General features: G+C 55.2%; 22 protein-coding genes and 1 pseudogene. All 23 read left to right on the top strand.

Features of this window, described 5'->3' with window-relative positions:
- Positions 1-126: 126 nt before the first annotated feature.
- Positions 127-330, top strand: coding sequence for a helix-turn-helix domain-containing protein (locus tag ACR0QW_RS06265; RefSeq protein ID WP_432642851.1), 204 nt, complete (start codon positions 127-129; stop codon positions 328-330).
- 212 nt (positions 331-542) lie between these two features.
- Positions 543-842 (top strand): hypothetical protein, encoded by a 300-nt coding sequence (locus ACR0QW_RS06260; RefSeq protein WP_432642850.1) that lies wholly within the window; start codon positions 543-545, stop codon positions 840-842.
- A 30-nt stretch (positions 843-872) separates the two neighbouring features.
- Positions 873-1,199: a helix-turn-helix domain-containing protein gene (locus ACR0QW_RS06255; RefSeq protein WP_432642849.1), complete on the top strand. Its 327-nt coding sequence runs from the start codon at positions 873-875 to the stop codon at positions 1,197-1,199.
- 185 nt (positions 1,200-1,384) lie between these two features.
- Positions 1,385-1,570 (top strand): hypothetical protein, encoded by a 186-nt coding sequence (locus ACR0QW_RS06250; RefSeq protein ID WP_432642848.1) that lies wholly within the window; start codon positions 1,385-1,387, stop codon positions 1,568-1,570.
- A gap of 214 nt (positions 1,571-1,784) precedes the next feature.
- Positions 1,785-2,054: a hypothetical protein gene (locus ACR0QW_RS06245; RefSeq protein ID WP_432642847.1), complete on the top strand. Its 270-nt coding sequence runs from the start codon at positions 1,785-1,787 to the stop codon at positions 2,052-2,054.
- Positions 2,051-2,224, top strand: a complete 174-nt coding sequence (locus ACR0QW_RS06240; RefSeq protein ID WP_432642846.1) for a hypothetical protein — start codon at positions 2,051-2,053, stop codon at positions 2,222-2,224. The genes ACR0QW_RS06245 and ACR0QW_RS06240 overlap by 4 nt, the downstream gene beginning before the upstream one ends.
- Positions 2,211-2,411 carry a hypothetical protein gene (locus ACR0QW_RS06235; protein WP_432642845.1) on the top strand — a complete coding sequence of 67 codons (201 nt, stop codon included), beginning with the start codon at positions 2,211-2,213 and terminating at the stop codon, positions 2,409-2,411. The genes ACR0QW_RS06240 and ACR0QW_RS06235 overlap by 14 nt, the downstream gene beginning before the upstream one ends.
- Positions 2,412-2,434: 23 nt before the next feature.
- Positions 2,435-2,812 (top strand): hypothetical protein, encoded by a 378-nt coding sequence (locus tag ACR0QW_RS06230; protein ID WP_432642844.1) that lies wholly within the window; start codon positions 2,435-2,437, stop codon positions 2,810-2,812.
- An 87-nt stretch (positions 2,813-2,899) separates the two neighbouring features.
- Positions 2,900-3,373: a hypothetical protein gene (locus tag ACR0QW_RS06225; RefSeq protein WP_432642843.1), complete on the top strand. Its 474-nt coding sequence runs from the start codon at positions 2,900-2,902 to the stop codon at positions 3,371-3,373.
- Positions 3,370-4,536 carry a DUF2800 domain-containing protein gene (locus ACR0QW_RS06220; protein WP_432642842.1) on the top strand — a complete coding sequence of 389 codons (1,167 nt, stop codon included), beginning with the start codon at positions 3,370-3,372 and terminating at the stop codon, positions 4,534-4,536. The genes ACR0QW_RS06225 and ACR0QW_RS06220 overlap by 4 nt, the downstream gene beginning before the upstream one ends.
- Positions 4,537-4,548: 12 nt before the next feature.
- Positions 4,549-5,157 carry a DUF2815 family protein gene (locus ACR0QW_RS06215; protein WP_432642841.1) on the top strand — a complete coding sequence of 203 codons (609 nt, stop codon included), beginning with the start codon at positions 4,549-4,551 and terminating at the stop codon, positions 5,155-5,157.
- Between the two features lie 44 nt (positions 5,158-5,201).
- Positions 5,202-5,603 (top strand): hypothetical protein, encoded by a 402-nt coding sequence (locus ACR0QW_RS06210; protein ID WP_432642840.1) that lies wholly within the window; start codon positions 5,202-5,204, stop codon positions 5,601-5,603.
- Positions 5,590-7,566, top strand: a complete 1,977-nt coding sequence (locus ACR0QW_RS06205) for a DNA polymerase (protein ID WP_432642839.1) — start codon at positions 5,590-5,592, stop codon at positions 7,564-7,566. The genes ACR0QW_RS06210 and ACR0QW_RS06205 overlap by 14 nt, the downstream gene beginning before the upstream one ends.
- A 5-nt stretch (positions 7,567-7,571) precedes the next feature.
- On the top strand, positions 7,572-7,922 hold the full coding sequence (locus ACR0QW_RS06200; RefSeq protein ID WP_432642838.1) for a hypothetical protein: 351 nt from the start codon (positions 7,572-7,574) through the stop codon (positions 7,920-7,922).
- Between the two features lie 5 nt (positions 7,923-7,927).
- Positions 7,928-10,429, top strand: a complete 2,502-nt coding sequence (locus ACR0QW_RS06195; RefSeq protein ID WP_432642837.1) for a VapE domain-containing protein — start codon at positions 7,928-7,930, stop codon at positions 10,427-10,429.
- A 307-nt stretch (positions 10,430-10,736) separates the two neighbouring features.
- Positions 10,737-11,000, top strand: a complete 264-nt coding sequence (locus ACR0QW_RS06190; protein ID WP_432642836.1) for a hypothetical protein — start codon at positions 10,737-10,739, stop codon at positions 10,998-11,000.
- Entirely contained in the window at positions 10,993-11,307 is a 315-nt protein-coding gene (locus ACR0QW_RS06185; protein ID WP_432642835.1) for a VRR-NUC domain-containing protein, read from the top strand. The genes ACR0QW_RS06190 and ACR0QW_RS06185 overlap by 8 nt, the downstream gene beginning before the upstream one ends.
- Positions 11,304-12,689, top strand: a complete 1,386-nt coding sequence (locus ACR0QW_RS06180) for an SNF2-related protein (RefSeq protein ID WP_432642834.1) — start codon at positions 11,304-11,306, stop codon at positions 12,687-12,689. Before ACR0QW_RS06185 ends, ACR0QW_RS06180 begins: the two co-directional genes overlap by 4 nt.
- A 115-nt stretch (positions 12,690-12,804) precedes the next feature.
- On the top strand, positions 12,805-13,086 hold the full coding sequence (locus ACR0QW_RS06175) for a hypothetical protein (RefSeq protein ID WP_432642833.1): 282 nt from the start codon (positions 12,805-12,807) through the stop codon (positions 13,084-13,086).
- A 2-nt stretch (positions 13,087-13,088) separates the two neighbouring features.
- Entirely contained in the window at positions 13,089-13,574 is a 486-nt protein-coding gene (locus ACR0QW_RS06170; RefSeq protein ID WP_432642832.1) for a DUF3310 domain-containing protein, read from the top strand.
- Between the two features lie 93 nt (positions 13,575-13,667).
- Positions 13,668-14,147, top strand: a complete 480-nt coding sequence (locus ACR0QW_RS06165) for a DUF1492 domain-containing protein (protein WP_432642831.1) — start codon at positions 13,668-13,670, stop codon at positions 14,145-14,147.
- Between the two features lie 484 nt (positions 14,148-14,631).
- A complete protein-coding gene (locus tag ACR0QW_RS06160; RefSeq protein WP_432642830.1) occupies positions 14,632-15,120 on the top strand; it encodes a hypothetical protein in 489 nt (162 codons plus the stop codon).
- Positions 15,107-15,280, top strand: a pseudogene (locus ACR0QW_RS06155) (phage terminase large subunit family protein); the annotation flags it as partial. The gene ACR0QW_RS06160 and the pseudogene ACR0QW_RS06155, both read left to right, overlap by 14 nt.

The following is a 15,280-nucleotide window of genomic DNA, read 5'->3' as shown; positions in this document are numbered from 1 at the left end:
ATGAACATATTATAGAATAAATTTCTGTACAAGACAATAGAAAAACGCAAAAACTAGAAATTTATTCTTGACACTAGAAAATAAATCTAGTATACTGTGCCTGTAAGCAACAAGGAGGTGATTGCAATGCCTATTCAAATTTCTCTGCGTGCGGCACGTGTAAATGCCGGGAAAACTATCATTCAGGCTGCGAAGGAGCTGGGAATCGGCAAGGATACCCTACTGAAGTGGGAACACAATCCTGGCCTAGTGAATCCCATTTATCAGCAGAAAATATCCGAAGTGTATGATTTCCCGGTAGATTGCATTAATTTTTCACCCATAAACTAGAAATAATTTCTAGAAGAAGGGCTGATTATGGATGACTTTAAAGAGTTCAAACAGTGGGATAAGTATTTCTTTGCTATCCAATCAACAATTACAGGCAATCCTAAATAGGTGAGGAAGCTAGCTAGAGACAACGGAGCTATCACTGTATCTATGAGGGAGATAAGACCAATTATAGCGGATAGGGAGAATTTGAAAAGAAAGGAGAATCACCCATGGAACATTATTACATCCAGGGCAGCAATGGCAAGTTCTTCGAACCGGGACGCCATAAACGCAATTACGTGGACGCTGACGGCATACTGTACACAGTACGGGTGAAAACAGACACTCGTGGTCAGCGTATCTATCAGCCGTACAGGTTGGTGAACGATGTCTATCAGCCGTATAGACTAGTCAATGGCGTTTTTCAGGAAAGAGCGGTTGCCGAAGGGTACCCAACTGAACAGGAGGCCCAGGCAGAGCTGGATTTTTACGCCATTGCGTTTGGTCTGAATGAAAAAGAAGATGAATGAGCCGAAACATTAGATGAAAGGAGGCCCAGCATGGAATCACCGCTGATGAACGTGAGAGAAACGGCAGAGTATCTCCACGTTGGGAAATCTACCGTTTACAAGCTGGAAGCCGATGGGGTTCTGCACCGGGTCAACAGTGCGGGGCGCATCCGGTTTTCCAGGGATGAAGTCGAAAAAACCGTCATGGACAAAGTCCACAACGGTTGGAAAAGTTACCGTGAACAGAAGTTAGAACAGGAAATCGCCCGCAAGGATGCTACCATCCAAAACTTGAGAAGTCTGCTGTACAAGCTGGCGTCAGGGGTCATGGATGGACTGGGGAAGGAAGGCCTGCTTGAAACAACCGAAAGACGATGAGACGTATCAACGTGGCCAGGAGAGAATGACATGAGGTATGTGGTAGATGACCGGTTTATCGATAAGGTTGAGGAACTGATCGGGGGCTGTCAAGGACAGTTACTCGAGCCGGCTCAACCCGATGGATCGGGCCAGGTGGTCCAGGGCACACACAATCGCCATGGACATCAAATGGGATATTGAGGATGGCTTTGAAGAAGAGAGGTGTGAAGATGATGTGCGAAAGAGTCTGTGAGGGCCTTGACTGGGTCTGCGAACGGTTTGCGGGGGCCGGGCATAGGTTTATCCGGTGGATCGACGGCCTGTCCGACTTTGAGTGCGGGTTCCTGCTGGGCATCGGCCTGTGCTTCCTGATCTGGCTGGGGGAGTGACCAGCCATGCGTGATTACAGGGAGCCTACCCGACTGGAGTGGTTGAGTGTCCCGCTGCTACTGTTAGTGGGCGCCACCATTGAAGCCTGGAGAGCGTTTAAGGGCTGGAGTCCAAGGACCCAGGGGTTTTACCTGGGAGTACTCAGCACCCTGGCTGCGATCGTGTACGTTGTGAGCTGGCTGCTGGTTGCCCCGGCACAATGAGGAGGACGATATGAATCAGGAAGAGTATGTAAGAAAACTGGAAGCGAGAAAAATCGCCTGGGAAGTCATTGGTGCGACTATAGCTAGTGAGGCCAAGGTGTTGCAAAGAGCGGCGGAGATTGCGAAAAAGGCCAGTGCTGACTGTGGCCACCTGGGCTGCGGGCCTGCGCAGGATGTCTCATTGTTACTCCAGGACATCCGGTACGACCTGGAGAGCATACAGCGGCGTATCGACTGGCTCGAACCGATCTATCCGCCGAAGAAGGAGGGAGACGAATGAAAGAAAAAGCTACACCCTGGAAGCTGGTCACCGACTCAGACTACTCCGCATGGGTGCTGTACAGAAATGTGGAAGAACCCGGAGTCAGCCGGCTGCAGACCTATCCACAGCGGTACAAGAATCGGGCAGAGGCCCTGAGAAAGGCAGATGAACTCAATGGAGCAGACTAAGACAACCACCTGGAAGGTGGTCAAGCTGCCGAACGGGAAGTACACACTGCGGCGGCAGGTGAAAGTGATCACCATTATGGACGACTGGTGGCCGAAGTATGTGACCGAAGGAGCGACCTGGTCCAGCCGAAACCTGGCGCAGGAGACCGCCGACTATGAGAATGGCAAGACAGCTGTTCCGTTCTGACAACACTGAAAGGAGGTGAGACTATGGTATGGGTAAAGAAGAACGCGGATAAGGAGAAAATCAGCGATAAGGCGGCCCAGCTGATGCTGGATAACGGCTACAGCGAAGTAATCATCTTTGCCAAGAAAGATGAAGCGCACAGCGATGACGGCGCTGACGCCAACTACCTGTGGTGGTGCGAAGGCACCAGCTACAGCATGATGCAGCTGGCGAAGGTCGCCCTGGTGCAAGGACTCAAGTGGATGGATCTCCGACTGCAGATGATTGCCATCGGCAAGCTGTCCACGGAAGTGCTCAAGCTGCTCAATAGGGGCATCACCGACGAGCAGATCCAGAAAGCCGGCGATGAGATCGATGGCATGGACCTTGGATCCGACGATAAGCTGGATCAGATGAACTGAAAAAATGGGCTGACCACAGCGGCAACTGCAGTCAGCCCAGAATGAAAACCATCCAGTGTGATTATATCACAGAAAGGACTTATGGACATGAAAGTATTTTTTGAAGGCACCCCCGAGACAATTAAGTGTGAGATGGCAGCGTGGATCAGCGGTGCAGCACCGGTAGCTCTGTCTCCCCAGAAGCCCGCTCCGGCAAAGCCTGCAGCCGCCCCTGCTATCACCGCACCGGTAGACGAACCGGTGCTGGCAGAGGTACCGAAGACTGAGTTCAAATCTGGGCTCAATCCTGTTACGCAGGCTGTCCCTGCAGCACCCGTCCTGTTTAACCAGGCGCATGATGCACAGCCCGCGCCGGCAGCTGCACCCATCCCCAAGGCCCCTGACAAGACCTATAGCCGGGAAGATCTGATGCGGGCTGCAGCACAGCTGATGGATAAGGGACTGGCTGCAGAGCTGGCCAAAATCAATACCCGGCATGGGGTCAAATCGTTCAACAGGATCCCGGAGGCAGAGCTTGGGCAGGTGGCCGTTGAGCTGAGATCCCTGGGGGCCCAGTTATGACGGCCCACGCCCTGCTTTCCGCTTCCGGTGCGGCCAGGTGGCTTAACTGTACCGGGGCACCTGCGCTGGAAAAGAACTTCCCCGATACCACCAGCGTTTACGCCAAGGAGGGAACCCTGGCCCACGCTATCTGCGAGCTGAAGCTGAGAAAGTACGCCATCGAGCCCATGGGTAAATCGGTTTACACACGCCGGCTCAACAAGCTCAAAAAGGAAGAGGGGTACGACAAGGAGATGGACGGTTATACGGATGACTACCTGGATCACATCAAACAGATCCTCCTGAGTTATCCTGAGACGCCCTATGTAGCAGCCGAACAGCGGGTGGACTTCAGCCAGTGGGTACCCGGCGGCTTCGGTACGGCAGACTGCCTTATCATCGGTGGCCATACACTCCATGTGGTGGACTTTAAGTATGGCAAAGGGGTGGAGGTGGACGCCAGGGACAACCCGCAGATGCGGCTCTACGCCCTGGGCGCTCTGGAGCGGTACGGGATGCTTTATGAAATCTGGAAAATCCGCATGCACATCATCCAGCCCAGGATCAATAACTACAGCGATGACAGCATCAGCGCTACAGATCTGTTCCAGTGGGCAGATGCTGAAGTAAAGCCGGCGGCAGAGGAAGCCTATAAGGGACCCGGTACCTTTAAGCCCGGCGACTGGTGCCGGTTCTGCCGGGCTAAGAGCCAGTGCAAGCCCCGGGCCGAGTACTTTGCGGCCATGGCCAAGGACGCCCGGGAGCACTCGGACCCGAGACTGATGAGCCTGGAGGATCTGGGCAGATACCTGAAGATTGCCAAATTGCTGAAACCCTGGGCAGAGGACCTGCAGGAGTACGGCCTGGGCTGCTGCCTGGACGGCAAGCAGGTGCCAGGCTGGAAAGCGGTGGAGGGCAGAGGCTCCCGCAGCTTTACGGATCAGGATGCAGCATTTAAGGTGCTCATGGACCATGGGACTGCTGAGAGCATGCTGTGGACCAAGGTGCCCCTCACTCTGGCTCAAACGGAAAAGCTCATCGGTAAAAAGGAGTTCGCCGCTTTGGTGGGCTCTTACGTAGACAAAAAACCGGGCAAACCTGCTCTGGTGCCGGACACGGACAAGCGGCCGGCTATTGATAACGTCACTCATGCGGAGGACGTTTTTGAAAAGATTGAAAAGTAAAGGAGAAAAATTATGAAGAAACTGAGAGATACCGAAATCGTGTTGAAAAATGTACGTCTGTCCTATGTCCACCTGACCCGGCCCTATGCCAACCAGCCTGGGCAGGAAGAAAAATACTCCGTGACCATCCTGCTGCCGAAATCCGACGCCGCACAGAAGGCCAAGCTGGATGCCGTAATTGTTAAGGCTACCGCCCAGGGCAAGGAAAAACGCTGGAATGGTGTAGTACCTCCCGTAGTGCCTGTGCCGGTCCACGATGGGGACGGTGTGCGCCAGGATGGCAACAGCTTCGGGGCTGAATGCCGGAATTGCTGGGTCATGACCGCCAGCTGCAAGGCAGACCATAAGCCGCCCGTGGTTGACGGCAACCTGAACCAGATCCTGGACGGCAGCCAGATTTATAGTGGTATGTACGCCAATGTGTTTATCAATGCCTATCCGTATGCCTCTGCCGGGAAGAAGGGTATCGGCTTCGGCCTGGGTCCTGTGCAAAAGACGGCAGACGGCAAAAGCCTGGGCGGCAGCGCCCCGACCGCTGAAGAAGTGTTCGGCGTCATCGGTGGCGTAGATACGGCGGCCCAGCAGCCGAAGATCGACCCGCTGACCGGCGAGCCGATGTAGGAACGGGGGCCCGCAAGGGCCTCCTCTTTTTATAGGAGTGATCAATGAAGAGTGTAGAAGACATGACGCTTAGGGAAATGCTCTTATATATCCGATCTCGACTGGAGCGACGCACCTTGCTGGAAGCCCTGGCCGAGGAAGCTGCCGAACTGAGCGCAGCCTCTGCCGCACTGAGTAAGGCCGCACTTAAGTGTATCCGTGCAGAAAACCTGAGCAATAATCCAACTCCTGTTAATAAAGCTTTTGCCTGGTCTGACCTGGAAAAAGCAAATCGGGAAATCGTCGAGGAGCATTATGACATCCTTGCCTGCGAACTTGTCGTTTATGAAGATTCTGATCCGGATACGTACGAAAGTAACCATGCAAATGACCCAGCCATTAAAAAGATACGGCGGTGGGTGAGACGGCTGCAGGACAGGGAGGTGGGAAAACATGGAGAAAGTTAGGCATTTATCGGTGGACATAGAAACCTACAGCGACCAGGACATCGGATCCGTTGGCCTTTACCGGTATGTGGATACACCGGCTTTTGAGATCCTGCTCTTTGCTTACTCTTATGACTTTGGGCCGGTGACCGTAGTCGACCTGACCCAGGGAGAGCAGATCCCACAGCAGATACTGGACGATCTACAGGATGCCAGTGTAATCAAACACGCTTACAATGCGGTGTTTGAGATTACCTGCCTCAATCACGCAGGCATCAGGACGCCGGCTGACCAATGGCGGTGCACGATGTTGCATGGGCTTTATCTGGGCTACCCTGCGGGGCTGGCCAATCTGGGCAAAGCCCTGGGGCTGCCAGAGGACAAACAGAAGATGAGCGTGGGCAAGGCCCTGATCCGCTACTTCTGCATCCCATGCAAACCCACCAAGAAAAACGGCGGCAGGACCCGGAATCTGCCCCGGCACGATCCTGAAAAATGGGAGCTTTTCAAGACGTACAACGGCCAGGATGTGGTCACCGAGATGGAAGACTATAAGCGCCTCAAAACCTTCCCGGTACCGGATGATGTGCAGCGGGACTGGGTCATCGACTACGAACTCAACCTGCGGGGCATCCAGCTGGACATGGACCTGGTTAGCGGCGCCCTGAAAATCGATGCCGAGAATCGGGAGCAGCTCATGGACCGAGCTGTGGCGCTCACGGGGCTCCCGAACCCCAACTCCCGGGACCAGCTGCTGGGCTGGCTCAAGGAACAGGGGGTGGAGCTCACGGCGCTAACCAAAGAAACGGTAGCCCAGGGGTTGGAAACGGCCAAAGGGCCGGCCCGGGAAATGCTGGACATTCGGCGCCGGCTGGCCAAAAGCTCTGTCAGCAAGTATCAGGCAATGGAACGGGCCGTGTGTCATGATGGCCGGATCCGGGGCACTCTGCAGTACTACGGGGCCGGACGGACCGGACGTTGGGCCGGCCGCATTGTGCAGGTGCAAAACCTGCCGCACGACGTGCCTGTGACACCGGAAGTGGCCAGGAAGTTAGTGATGGGGGGCAGCTTGGACCAGCTGCGGCTGCTCTACGACAACGTCAGCGATACCCTGAGCCAGCTGATCCGGACGTGCTTTGTAGCAAAGCCCGGATGCACCCTGGTGGTGGCCGACTTCAGCGCCATCGAAGCCCGGGTGCTGGCCTGGCTGGCAGACGAAAAGTGGAGGATGAAAGTCTTTGCCGAAGGCGGCGATATCTACTGCGCCTCTGCCTCCAGCATGTTCGGCGTACCTGTGGTCAAACACGGCATCAACGGACATCTGAGACAAAAAGGAAAGGTAGCTGAGCTGGCCCTGGGTTACGGTGGCGGCGTCAACGCCTTGATTGCCATGGGTGCCCTCAAGATGGGCCTCACGGAGGACGAGCTACCGGAAATCGTGCGGAAGTGGCGGGCAGCAAGCCCCCACATCCGGCAGTACTGGTACAACGTGGAAGAGGCGGCCATTAAAGCCCTGGACACGGCAGAGCCGCAGCCCATCGGCCATGGCATGGAGGTGTGCCGGGAGTGCAATTTGCTCTATGGTTACGACTATCTGACCATCAAGCTGCCCAGCGGGCGCAAGCTCTTCTACCCGCAGCCGTCCCAGGGAGTCAACCGGTTCGGTGGTACCGAGATCAAGTACAAGTCCTGGGAAGGTACCCGGTGGATCAATCTGGGGACCTATAGCGGCAAACTGGTGGAAAACATCACACAAGCTTTTGCCCGTGACTGCCTTGCCCTGGCGCTCCGGCGCCTGGTGGAAGCCGGGTACAAGCCCCTGATGCACATCCACGATGAAGTGGTGCTGGAAGTGCCTTTGGATCAGATGCATGACAACGAGTTGGATCGGGTGGTACATCTCATGTGTGCCCCGATTCCCTGGGCGCCGGGCCTGTTGCTTAATGCAGACGGCTTTGTGTCCCCGTATTACAAAAAGGACTGATGATTATGGCCAGAAACAACTTTTCAAAGGCGTCCCCCGCCAACAAACCCGGATCTGTCCATCGGATGACCAATGTGGCGGAACAGGCACTGGCCACGGCGGCCTTACTGAGAGCTAAAGCGGATGATATGACGGAGCTGGCTGTGAAACTGGCCAGGATCGCCCGCAAGTCCCGCAGGGCGGAGAATAACTACAAAAGGCTCCACGTTTTGCTGGATGACACCATACGCACGTTAGCAGAGGACCGTGAGTGGCTGGAAAGATACTGGGCCGCAGAAGACCTGTACCCCGAATGGGGTGCGGCCGTGGCTGCCCGAAGTGGCAAGAATGTACAGACCCGGGACAAAAGAAGGTGAGCCAGATGCAGCATGACAGACAGATCCAGATCAGCGTGGGCTCCAGCCGCAGCAGCATCAGCTGGCAGAGGCAGGTACTCATGTGGTCAGATTTTGTCCAGGGACTCCAGAAACCCCGGAGAACGACGGAAACATTCGATGAGTACATCCATATGCCCAAAGGCGAACAGGGTGTTCTGAAGGACGTAGGCGGCTTTGTCGGGGGCATCCTGAATGGCCCCCGGCGGAAGGCAAATGCTGTAGCCGGCCGGGACCTGGTTACCCTGGATCTGGATACTATCCCGACAGGAGAAACCAGTACCGTCCTGAAGCGCCTGGGCAGCCTGGGGGTCAGCTATGTGGTGTACTCCACCCGGAGTCATGCCCCCTGGCAGCCCAGGCTGCGGGTGATCTTCCCTTTGGACCGAATGGTGTCAATTGATGAATACGAACCGATCGCACGGCGGATGGCTGCGGCTGTAGGAATCGAGATGTGTGACCCGACGACTTTCGAGGCCTGCCGGCTCATGTACTGGCCCAGCTGCAGCAAGGACAGTGAGTACATCTACGACTATGCCGATCTGGGGTTTACCCTGGCAGATGGCATCCTGGGGCAGTATGGGGACTGGCACGATGTGCAGCAGTGGCCGACAGTACCGGGCAAGGAGCTGCAGGCCAAAAAGACCCTCAGCCAGCAGGCTGATCCTACTACCAAACCCGGTGCGGTAGGCGCCTTCTGCCGGGTGTATGACATCCGGGGAGCGCTTGCCAGGTATCTGCCTGCTGCTTACGAAGACACGGCCCATGCGGACCGCATGACGTACACAGGGGGGTCTACGGTAGCCGGGGCGGTGTTGTACGAGGACGGGAAGTTCTTGTACAGCCACCACGCTACCGATCCCTGCTGTGACACGTTGGTCAATGCCTTCGACTTGGTGCGTATGCATAAGTTCGCTGATCTGGATGACGAGGTCAAGCCCGGCACGCCGATCGACCGGCTGCCCAGCTATCAGGCTATGGTCAAACTGGCGCTGTCGGATCCGGCAGTAGCCGCTGACCTTAACCAGAGGCAGGCGGAGGATTTCCACGACATCTTTGATGCTGAACCGGGGAGCGCAGCCAAGACTGCAGAGACGGCGCCGGCAGAAGATGGAGAAGATGGGACCGCCGTTACGGCCGCCCCACTGGACGAGGGAAAGCCGGCAGTCAAAAGTGACCCGACCGGATGGATGAAAAGCGTCCCGCTGAAGTACACCGGTGCCGGCCGGCTGGCCAACACCATCGACAACATCATCCAGATCATGGATAACGACCCGTCACTCAAGGGGAGGATCGCCACCGATGACTTTGCCAACCGGGGGATGGTTCTTGGACCATTACCCTGGGCCAAACGGCCGGACAAACGTCTCTGGACCGACACGGACGACGCAGGGCTCAACTGGTACATGGAGGCAAGATACGGTATCACCGGGCGTGACCGGATTACGCTGGCCCTGATGCTGATCAGCGACAAACATCGTTTCAACGATGTCAAGGATTACCTGGAAGGGCTTAACTGGGACGGTGTACCCCGGGTGGGGACTGCCCTGGTGGACTATCTGGGCGCCGAAGACAGTCCATACATCCAGGCTGTGGCCAGGAAGAGCTTTGCGGCGGCTGTGGCCCGGGTGGAAACGCCGGGGTGCAAGTACGATTTCGTACCTGTGTTCGTAGGCCCCCAGGGCATCGGCAAGACCACTTTCCTGAAGACCGTCGGGAAGGAGTGGCACAGCGACAGCTTGCAGAGCTTCAAGGGTAAAGAAGCGGCGGAGATGATCCAGGGCATCTGGATCAACGAGATCGGCGAAATGACCGGTTACAACAAAAGCGAGGACGATGTCATCAAGCAGTTTTTGAGCCGGTGCGATGATGTGTACCGGCAGCCCTATGGCAGACACACAGGGAGGTATCCCCGGAAAGGTGTTTTCTTTGGAACGTGCAACAACCACGATTTTTTGAAGGATCCAACGGGGAGCCGGCGCTTTTGGCCGGTTGATGCCGGGGTGCGGCCGCCGAAAAAAGACATCTGGCGGGATCTCCCAGGAGAGGTGGACCAGCTGTGGGCGGAAGCCGTGCAGCTGTGGCGAGAGGGGGAGCCCTTATATATGGATACCCCTGAGCTGGATGCCGCTGCCCGTGCCGCCCAGGACCAGCACCGGGAGGACAGTGTGAAGGAAGGGGTTATCAGGGATTTCATTGAAAAAGAAGTCCCCAGCAACTACCAGACCATGCCGCTTGCCACCCGGAGGATGTTCTGGGCGGGGAGCTATGGTGCCGATGATGGGGATCTGGTACTCCGTCCCCGGGAAAAAGTCTGCGCCCTGGAGGTCTGGTGCGAGTGCTTCGGAGGCGACCCGAAAAACATGAGAAGAGTTGATGCAATGGAAATCAGCCAGATCCTGGCTGCTACACCGGGGTGGAGACGGAACAAAGACAAGCGCCGGTACGGTTACTGCGGTATGCAGCGCGGGTTTGAAAGAAACCTATAATGCATAATTATGCAATACAGGCTGTGTACCCAAAGTCCTTGATCCCTCTTTCTTCCTTGTTAGGAGGGTGTACCCATTAGAAAAGTTTGGGTACACCTTTTGGGTACGGCTAAAGGCGCTTTAATACTAGGGTTAGAGGTAATGTACCCAATGTACCCAAACATTATATATGTTATGGATATTGAGGGGAAATAGATAACCTTATGTGGAGTATTGCCCAGATTGAGCAATATATATAAAGGTATGGGTACGTTGGGTACACGTTGTTAAAACAACGGCATGAATATGCAGTAAGGAGGCGGTTTGCGTGTATAAAATTCTTTCAATAGATCCAGCGGAGGGTTTCCTTGGAATCGGTTGGAGAGCAATCATCCAGGTAGGCCAGAAGTTCTACCTGCTGGATCTGCGCGATACGTTAGACGCCGGAGCGGAGTGCATGGCTTTTACTTGCACCAGTAAGGGTACTGTCACCAACTGGCACGATTTGTACTGCCGGAGAGGCCTGCCGGTGTCGTCTGACGCCCTGATAGATTGTATCAGAGAATTTGTAGAGGAGTTGGAAAATGGCTGAGCTGGAAAAACAGGTGGAACGCCGCCTGGTGGAAGGCGTCAAACACCTGGGCGGGAGATCCTATAAGTGGGTTTCACCCGGCAACGTAGGTGTGCCTGACCGGATCGTGATATGGCCTACAGGCCAGGTGGATTTTGTAGAGCTGAAAACGGTGGAAGGCCGGCTGAGTCCCCGGCAGGAAATCGTCATCCTGCAGCTTGCTGAGATGGGCTGCAGCGTGCGGGTGCTGCGGGGGGCTGAGGCCGTGACCGGATATCTCTTAGAAGACCACAGCAAGATAATCCCGGAAGGAGGCGAAAGAAAATGATCTTCAACCCCCATCCGTACCAGCAGTACTGCATCGATGCAATCCTGCGGCTGCCGGCGGTGGGCCTGTTTCTGGACATGGGCCTTGGGAAAACGGCCATAACCCTCTCTGCGGTTAACGAACTGAAGTACGGACGGTTTGCCGTGAACAAGGTGCTGGTGATTGCCCCGAAAAAAGTGGCCGAGGCTACCTGGCAGCGGGAGGCAGCAAAGTGGGATAACCTGCATCATCTGCGGTTTTCCACTGTGCTGGGCAGTACCATGAAGCGGATCAGGACCCTTATGACTCCGGCAGACCTTTACGTGATCAATCGGGAAAATGTCGCCTGGCTGGTGGACTACTACCGCAATGAATGGCCTTTCGACATGGTGGTCATCGATGAATCCAGCAGCTTTAAATCCCACAGCGCCAAACGGTTCAAGGCCCTGGCTGCCATCCGGCCTCATATCAAGCGGCTGGTGGAGCTGACCGGGACACCCAGCCCCAACGGGCTGATGGACCTGTGGAGCCAGATCTACCTGCTTGATGGCGGTGCAAGGCTGGGCAGGTATTATACCCATTTCCGGGACCAGTACTTTGACTCGGGGCGCAGAGGCCGGGACGTAATCTATCAGTACGACCCCAAGCAGGGAGCTGCAGCTGCCGTGCTGCAGAAGATCTCCGACATCTGCGTGAGCATGAAAGCCAGTGATTACCTGCAGCTGCCGGACTGTATCGTCCATGACATCCCGGTACAGCTGGACACTAAGGCCAAGAAGGCCTACGACACCATGGAGAAGAAATTTGTACTGGACCTGCCGGACGGCGACATCGTCAGCGTGGCCAGTGCGGCCAGCCTGAGCAATAAACTGCAGCAGCTGGCCAACGGGGCCATCTACGATGAAGATCACGGGGTCCACGAGATCCATAACTGCAAGATCGAGGCCTTTATGGAGCTGATCGAGCAGTTGCACGGACAGCACGCCCTGGTGTTTTACAACTTTAAGCACGATAAGGATCGGCTTTTAAAAGCCCTGGTCAAAAGCAAACTGCGGGTCAGCGAGTTCAAGGGGGCCCAGGAAGAGGCTGACTGGAACGCCGGGAAGATCGACATCCTGCTGGCCCATCCGGCCAGTACGGCCTACGGGCTGAACCTGCAGGACGGTGGCCATCATATCATCTGGTTCGGGCTCAACTGGAGCCTGGAGCTGTATCAGCAGGCCAATAAGCGCCTGCATCGGCAGGGACAGAAAGAACCGGTGATCATCCATCAGTTGATCTGTACCGGAACCCGGGATGACGATCTGCCGGAAGCATTGAGTGATAAGGATGACTGCCAGGAAAAAGTGCTGGAAAGCCTGAAAGCAAGAATCGCAAAGTGGAAAGGAGGGGCGCTGGCATGAATACACTGGTACGGTTTATCGTTGTTGCCGGATTACTGACAGGCCTGTTGCTGTTACTGGGCCTGCTGCTGGCAACCTGGAAATTTGTTTTGTATGTATGAGGAGATGTGAGAGTATGGACTGTAAGTATCAAATGGACAGGCTCAGAGAGCTGGTCCGGAGAGACTGGGAAAATACCAGCGAGCGGGACAAAGGAGAGTGGGAAGACGTAGAGGATAACATGACCAGGGTGGAGCCCATCAATACGGACAACCCGGGGGTGAAGTTTTTCAAGTATCATTACGATAAGAGCAATCCGGAGAAGTACTCTCTGGTTGGCTTCTTCGTTGAACGAGGGAAGACGAAATGGGTCGCAGCCAGTGTAGAAGACGAGCATTATGTGGACGGGGAGGTGTGATCATGGAACAGGCGTACATTGATGAACACCGCAGCCGGTGCGTATATGCGCTGGGCCAGGAGGGTGCGCATAAGTTCCTGCGGGCCCGGCGGTATGACTGCCGGGATGTGGAGTGTCCGATCTACGATAGCGTGGCTATGCCCAAGGAAGTGGCCAAGCCGGAACCGGTGGCGCCAGAGAAGGCTGAACCCGTGAAAGCAAGGCAGGAAGCGCCCTGCTGCAGTTCGCAGCAGAAGAGTTACTCGGATGATGTGATCCACCACCCGGACCACTATACCTGGCGTGGCCGGGAGTGTGTGGAACACCTGCGAGAATGGCTGGGGCCTATCGGTTACCTGGCGTACCTGGAAGGTAACGTCTTGAAATATCTGTACCGCTGGCCAAAGAAGAACGGCATCCAGGATCTGGATAAGGCCATCGAGTATATCAGGCTGATGAAGGAAGCAGCAGAAGAAGAAGAAGGAGAGAACAAGGAGGAGAACGGATGAATCTTTACTTAGACGAATGGCTGGCTACTGTAGTGGCCGTGGTTGCCGCCCTGGCATTTATTGTCCTGTGTCTTATAATGATGGAGGCCTGAGATGACGCCGGCGGAGTTTTTACGGCGGATCTATGAACTGGAATCTGATCTGGCATGTAAGGAGGATGAAATCCGAAAAATCCATGAGGACATGACCCACTTAAAAAGTGTAGACACCAGTCACGACCGGGTGGACGGGGGTAAACCACTGGACCTGTCCGACAAGGTTGCCCACCTTATCGAGGTGGAGACCTTGCTGGACCAGGAATGGGACGAACTGATCCGTTGGCGCGAAGAGGCCAGACGGCTGATTGATATGCTGGAGCCGGGATTATCCAAGGGTGTGCTGATGCTGCGGGTGGTCAATCACCGCAGCTGGAAGAAGGTAGCTGCGGTGATCCATAAAAGCGAAGACTACTGCCGCCATCTGTACCCGCTGGCGGTGGGAGATTTTGAGCAGCTGCTGGCTACTCGATTCCCAGATTACCTGGATACCGTTGAAATCAAAACTTTTAACATAACACGAAAAAACCAGGCATAACACAACATAACCAAGGCAGGGTGTGCTAAAGTATATGGTGGAAGCAGTGACAAAGGGGAACTCTGTTACTGCCCCCTACGCATACATACCACATTCGGCATGAACCTCTTTAAGACAGAGCCGCCTTTGACCGGGGCGGCTCTTGTCATGTCTGCACGCTGAGCAAGCTGGCTGGGCCCTGCCCTTCGGGCGCACCCTCGTTGCTAAGGCGTCGTGTCTTCACCAGCCAGCGTGCTGAGCGTGACAGCGTGACACTTCTCGCCAGGGTTTGCCACTTGCTTGATGCATACGATAAGCTGACTTGAAAAAGTGGAGAGCATGGGTTCTTCTGGCTGGCCAGAAAAGGCCGCGCTCCTCTCGAGCCCGGAAACTCTCCAGATTTCAAACTTTTTTGGTCCTTGTTTGTGGAAGGTTAACGCAAAAGGAGGTGATTCTCATAAAAATCTCAACGGGGTTAAAGACCCTCACTACAACGCAGACTGAGATGGGCAAAGCCCTGGGAATCACCCAGCAGCGCATACATCAGCTTATCGATGAGGGTGTGGTCATCCGGGATGAAACGTCTTCGAGTGGCGCCGTAAAAGTTATCGACAGCATAAAAAATTATTATAAAGTAAAATCCCATAGTGAAGTCCCTGAAGAAGTCGATCTGATGGTGGAGAGAGCCCGGCATGAGAAGGCAAAAAGGGAAATCGCTGAACTGAAGCTGGCTAAGCTCCAGGGAAGCGCCTATGATGCTAAGACCGTGGAGCTGGTCATGACAGAAATGGCCAGCAATCTGCGTACCCAGCTGCTGGGGCTCCCCAGTAAGCTGGCTCCCATCCTGGAGAACCGTAAAAAAGAAGAGATCTATGAAATCCTGACTAAGGAAATCGAAGAGAAATTGTCCGAGCTGTCTGCGTACAGCCCGGATCTTTTTATGGGTGAAGATGCCGACACTGCAGAAGGAGGTGACAGCGATGAAGAGTGCTGAGGCTTTATGGGCGTATGTGGCAGAGCACGGGCTGAAGCCTCTGCCCAAGACGTCCGTATCGGAGTGGGCCGACACTTATCGGATGCTGTCATCCTCTTCTGCCGAGCCTGGCCGGTGGAAAACCAGCCGGGCGCCATACCAGAAAGAAATCATGGACGCT

The organism is Acidaminococcus sp., from assembly GCF_050873445.1.
Classification (GTDB): Bacteria; Bacillota; Negativicutes; order Acidaminococcales; family Acidaminococcaceae; genus Acidaminococcus.
Note: the sequence above shows the minus strand (reverse complement) of the source record. Positions and strands in the feature narration are given on the sequence as shown.

Excerpts from the sequence above, each read along its gene's own strand:
- ACR0QW_RS06265 (WP_432642851.1), top strand. The coding sequence starts at position 127 with ATGCCTATTCAAATTTCTCTGCGTGCGGCACGTGTAAATGCCGGGAAA.
- ACR0QW_RS06260 (WP_432642850.1), top strand. The coding sequence starts at position 543 with ATGGAACATTATTACATCCAGGGCAGCAATGGCAAGTTCTTCGAACCG.
- ACR0QW_RS06255 (WP_432642849.1), top strand. The coding sequence starts at position 873 with ATGGAATCACCGCTGATGAACGTGAGAGAAACGGCAGAGTATCTCCAC.
- ACR0QW_RS06250 (WP_432642848.1), top strand. The coding sequence starts at position 1,385 with ATGGCTTTGAAGAAGAGAGGTGTGAAGATGATGTGCGAAAGAGTCTGT.
- ACR0QW_RS06245 (WP_432642847.1), top strand. The coding sequence starts at position 1,785 with ATGAATCAGGAAGAGTATGTAAGAAAACTGGAAGCGAGAAAAATCGCC.
- ACR0QW_RS06240 (WP_432642846.1), top strand. The coding sequence starts at position 2,051 with ATGAAAGAAAAAGCTACACCCTGGAAGCTGGTCACCGACTCAGACTAC.
- ACR0QW_RS06235 (WP_432642845.1), top strand. The coding sequence starts at position 2,211 with ATGGAGCAGACTAAGACAACCACCTGGAAGGTGGTCAAGCTGCCGAAC.
- ACR0QW_RS06230 (WP_432642844.1), top strand. The coding sequence starts at position 2,435 with ATGGTATGGGTAAAGAAGAACGCGGATAAGGAGAAAATCAGCGATAAG.
- ACR0QW_RS06225 (WP_432642843.1), top strand. The coding sequence starts at position 2,900 with ATGAAAGTATTTTTTGAAGGCACCCCCGAGACAATTAAGTGTGAGATG.
- ACR0QW_RS06220 (WP_432642842.1), top strand. The coding sequence starts at position 3,370 with ATGACGGCCCACGCCCTGCTTTCCGCTTCCGGTGCGGCCAGGTGGCTT.
- ACR0QW_RS06215 (WP_432642841.1), top strand. The coding sequence starts at position 4,549 with ATGAAGAAACTGAGAGATACCGAAATCGTGTTGAAAAATGTACGTCTG.
- ACR0QW_RS06210 (WP_432642840.1), top strand. The coding sequence starts at position 5,202 with ATGAAGAGTGTAGAAGACATGACGCTTAGGGAAATGCTCTTATATATC.
- ACR0QW_RS06205 (WP_432642839.1), top strand. The coding sequence starts at position 5,590 with ATGGAGAAAGTTAGGCATTTATCGGTGGACATAGAAACCTACAGCGAC.
- ACR0QW_RS06200 (WP_432642838.1), top strand. The coding sequence starts at position 7,572 with ATGGCCAGAAACAACTTTTCAAAGGCGTCCCCCGCCAACAAACCCGGA.
- ACR0QW_RS06195 (WP_432642837.1), top strand. The coding sequence starts at position 7,928 with ATGCAGCATGACAGACAGATCCAGATCAGCGTGGGCTCCAGCCGCAGC.
- ACR0QW_RS06185 (WP_432642835.1), top strand. The coding sequence starts at position 10,993 with ATGGCTGAGCTGGAAAAACAGGTGGAACGCCGCCTGGTGGAAGGCGTC.
- ACR0QW_RS06180 (WP_432642834.1), top strand. The coding sequence starts at position 11,304 with ATGATCTTCAACCCCCATCCGTACCAGCAGTACTGCATCGATGCAATC.
- ACR0QW_RS06175 (WP_432642833.1), top strand. The coding sequence starts at position 12,805 with ATGGACTGTAAGTATCAAATGGACAGGCTCAGAGAGCTGGTCCGGAGA.
- ACR0QW_RS06170 (WP_432642832.1), top strand. The coding sequence starts at position 13,089 with ATGGAACAGGCGTACATTGATGAACACCGCAGCCGGTGCGTATATGCG.
- ACR0QW_RS06165 (WP_432642831.1), top strand. The coding sequence starts at position 13,668 with ATGACGCCGGCGGAGTTTTTACGGCGGATCTATGAACTGGAATCTGAT.
- ACR0QW_RS06160 (WP_432642830.1), top strand. The coding sequence starts at position 14,632 with ATGGGCAAAGCCCTGGGAATCACCCAGCAGCGCATACATCAGCTTATC.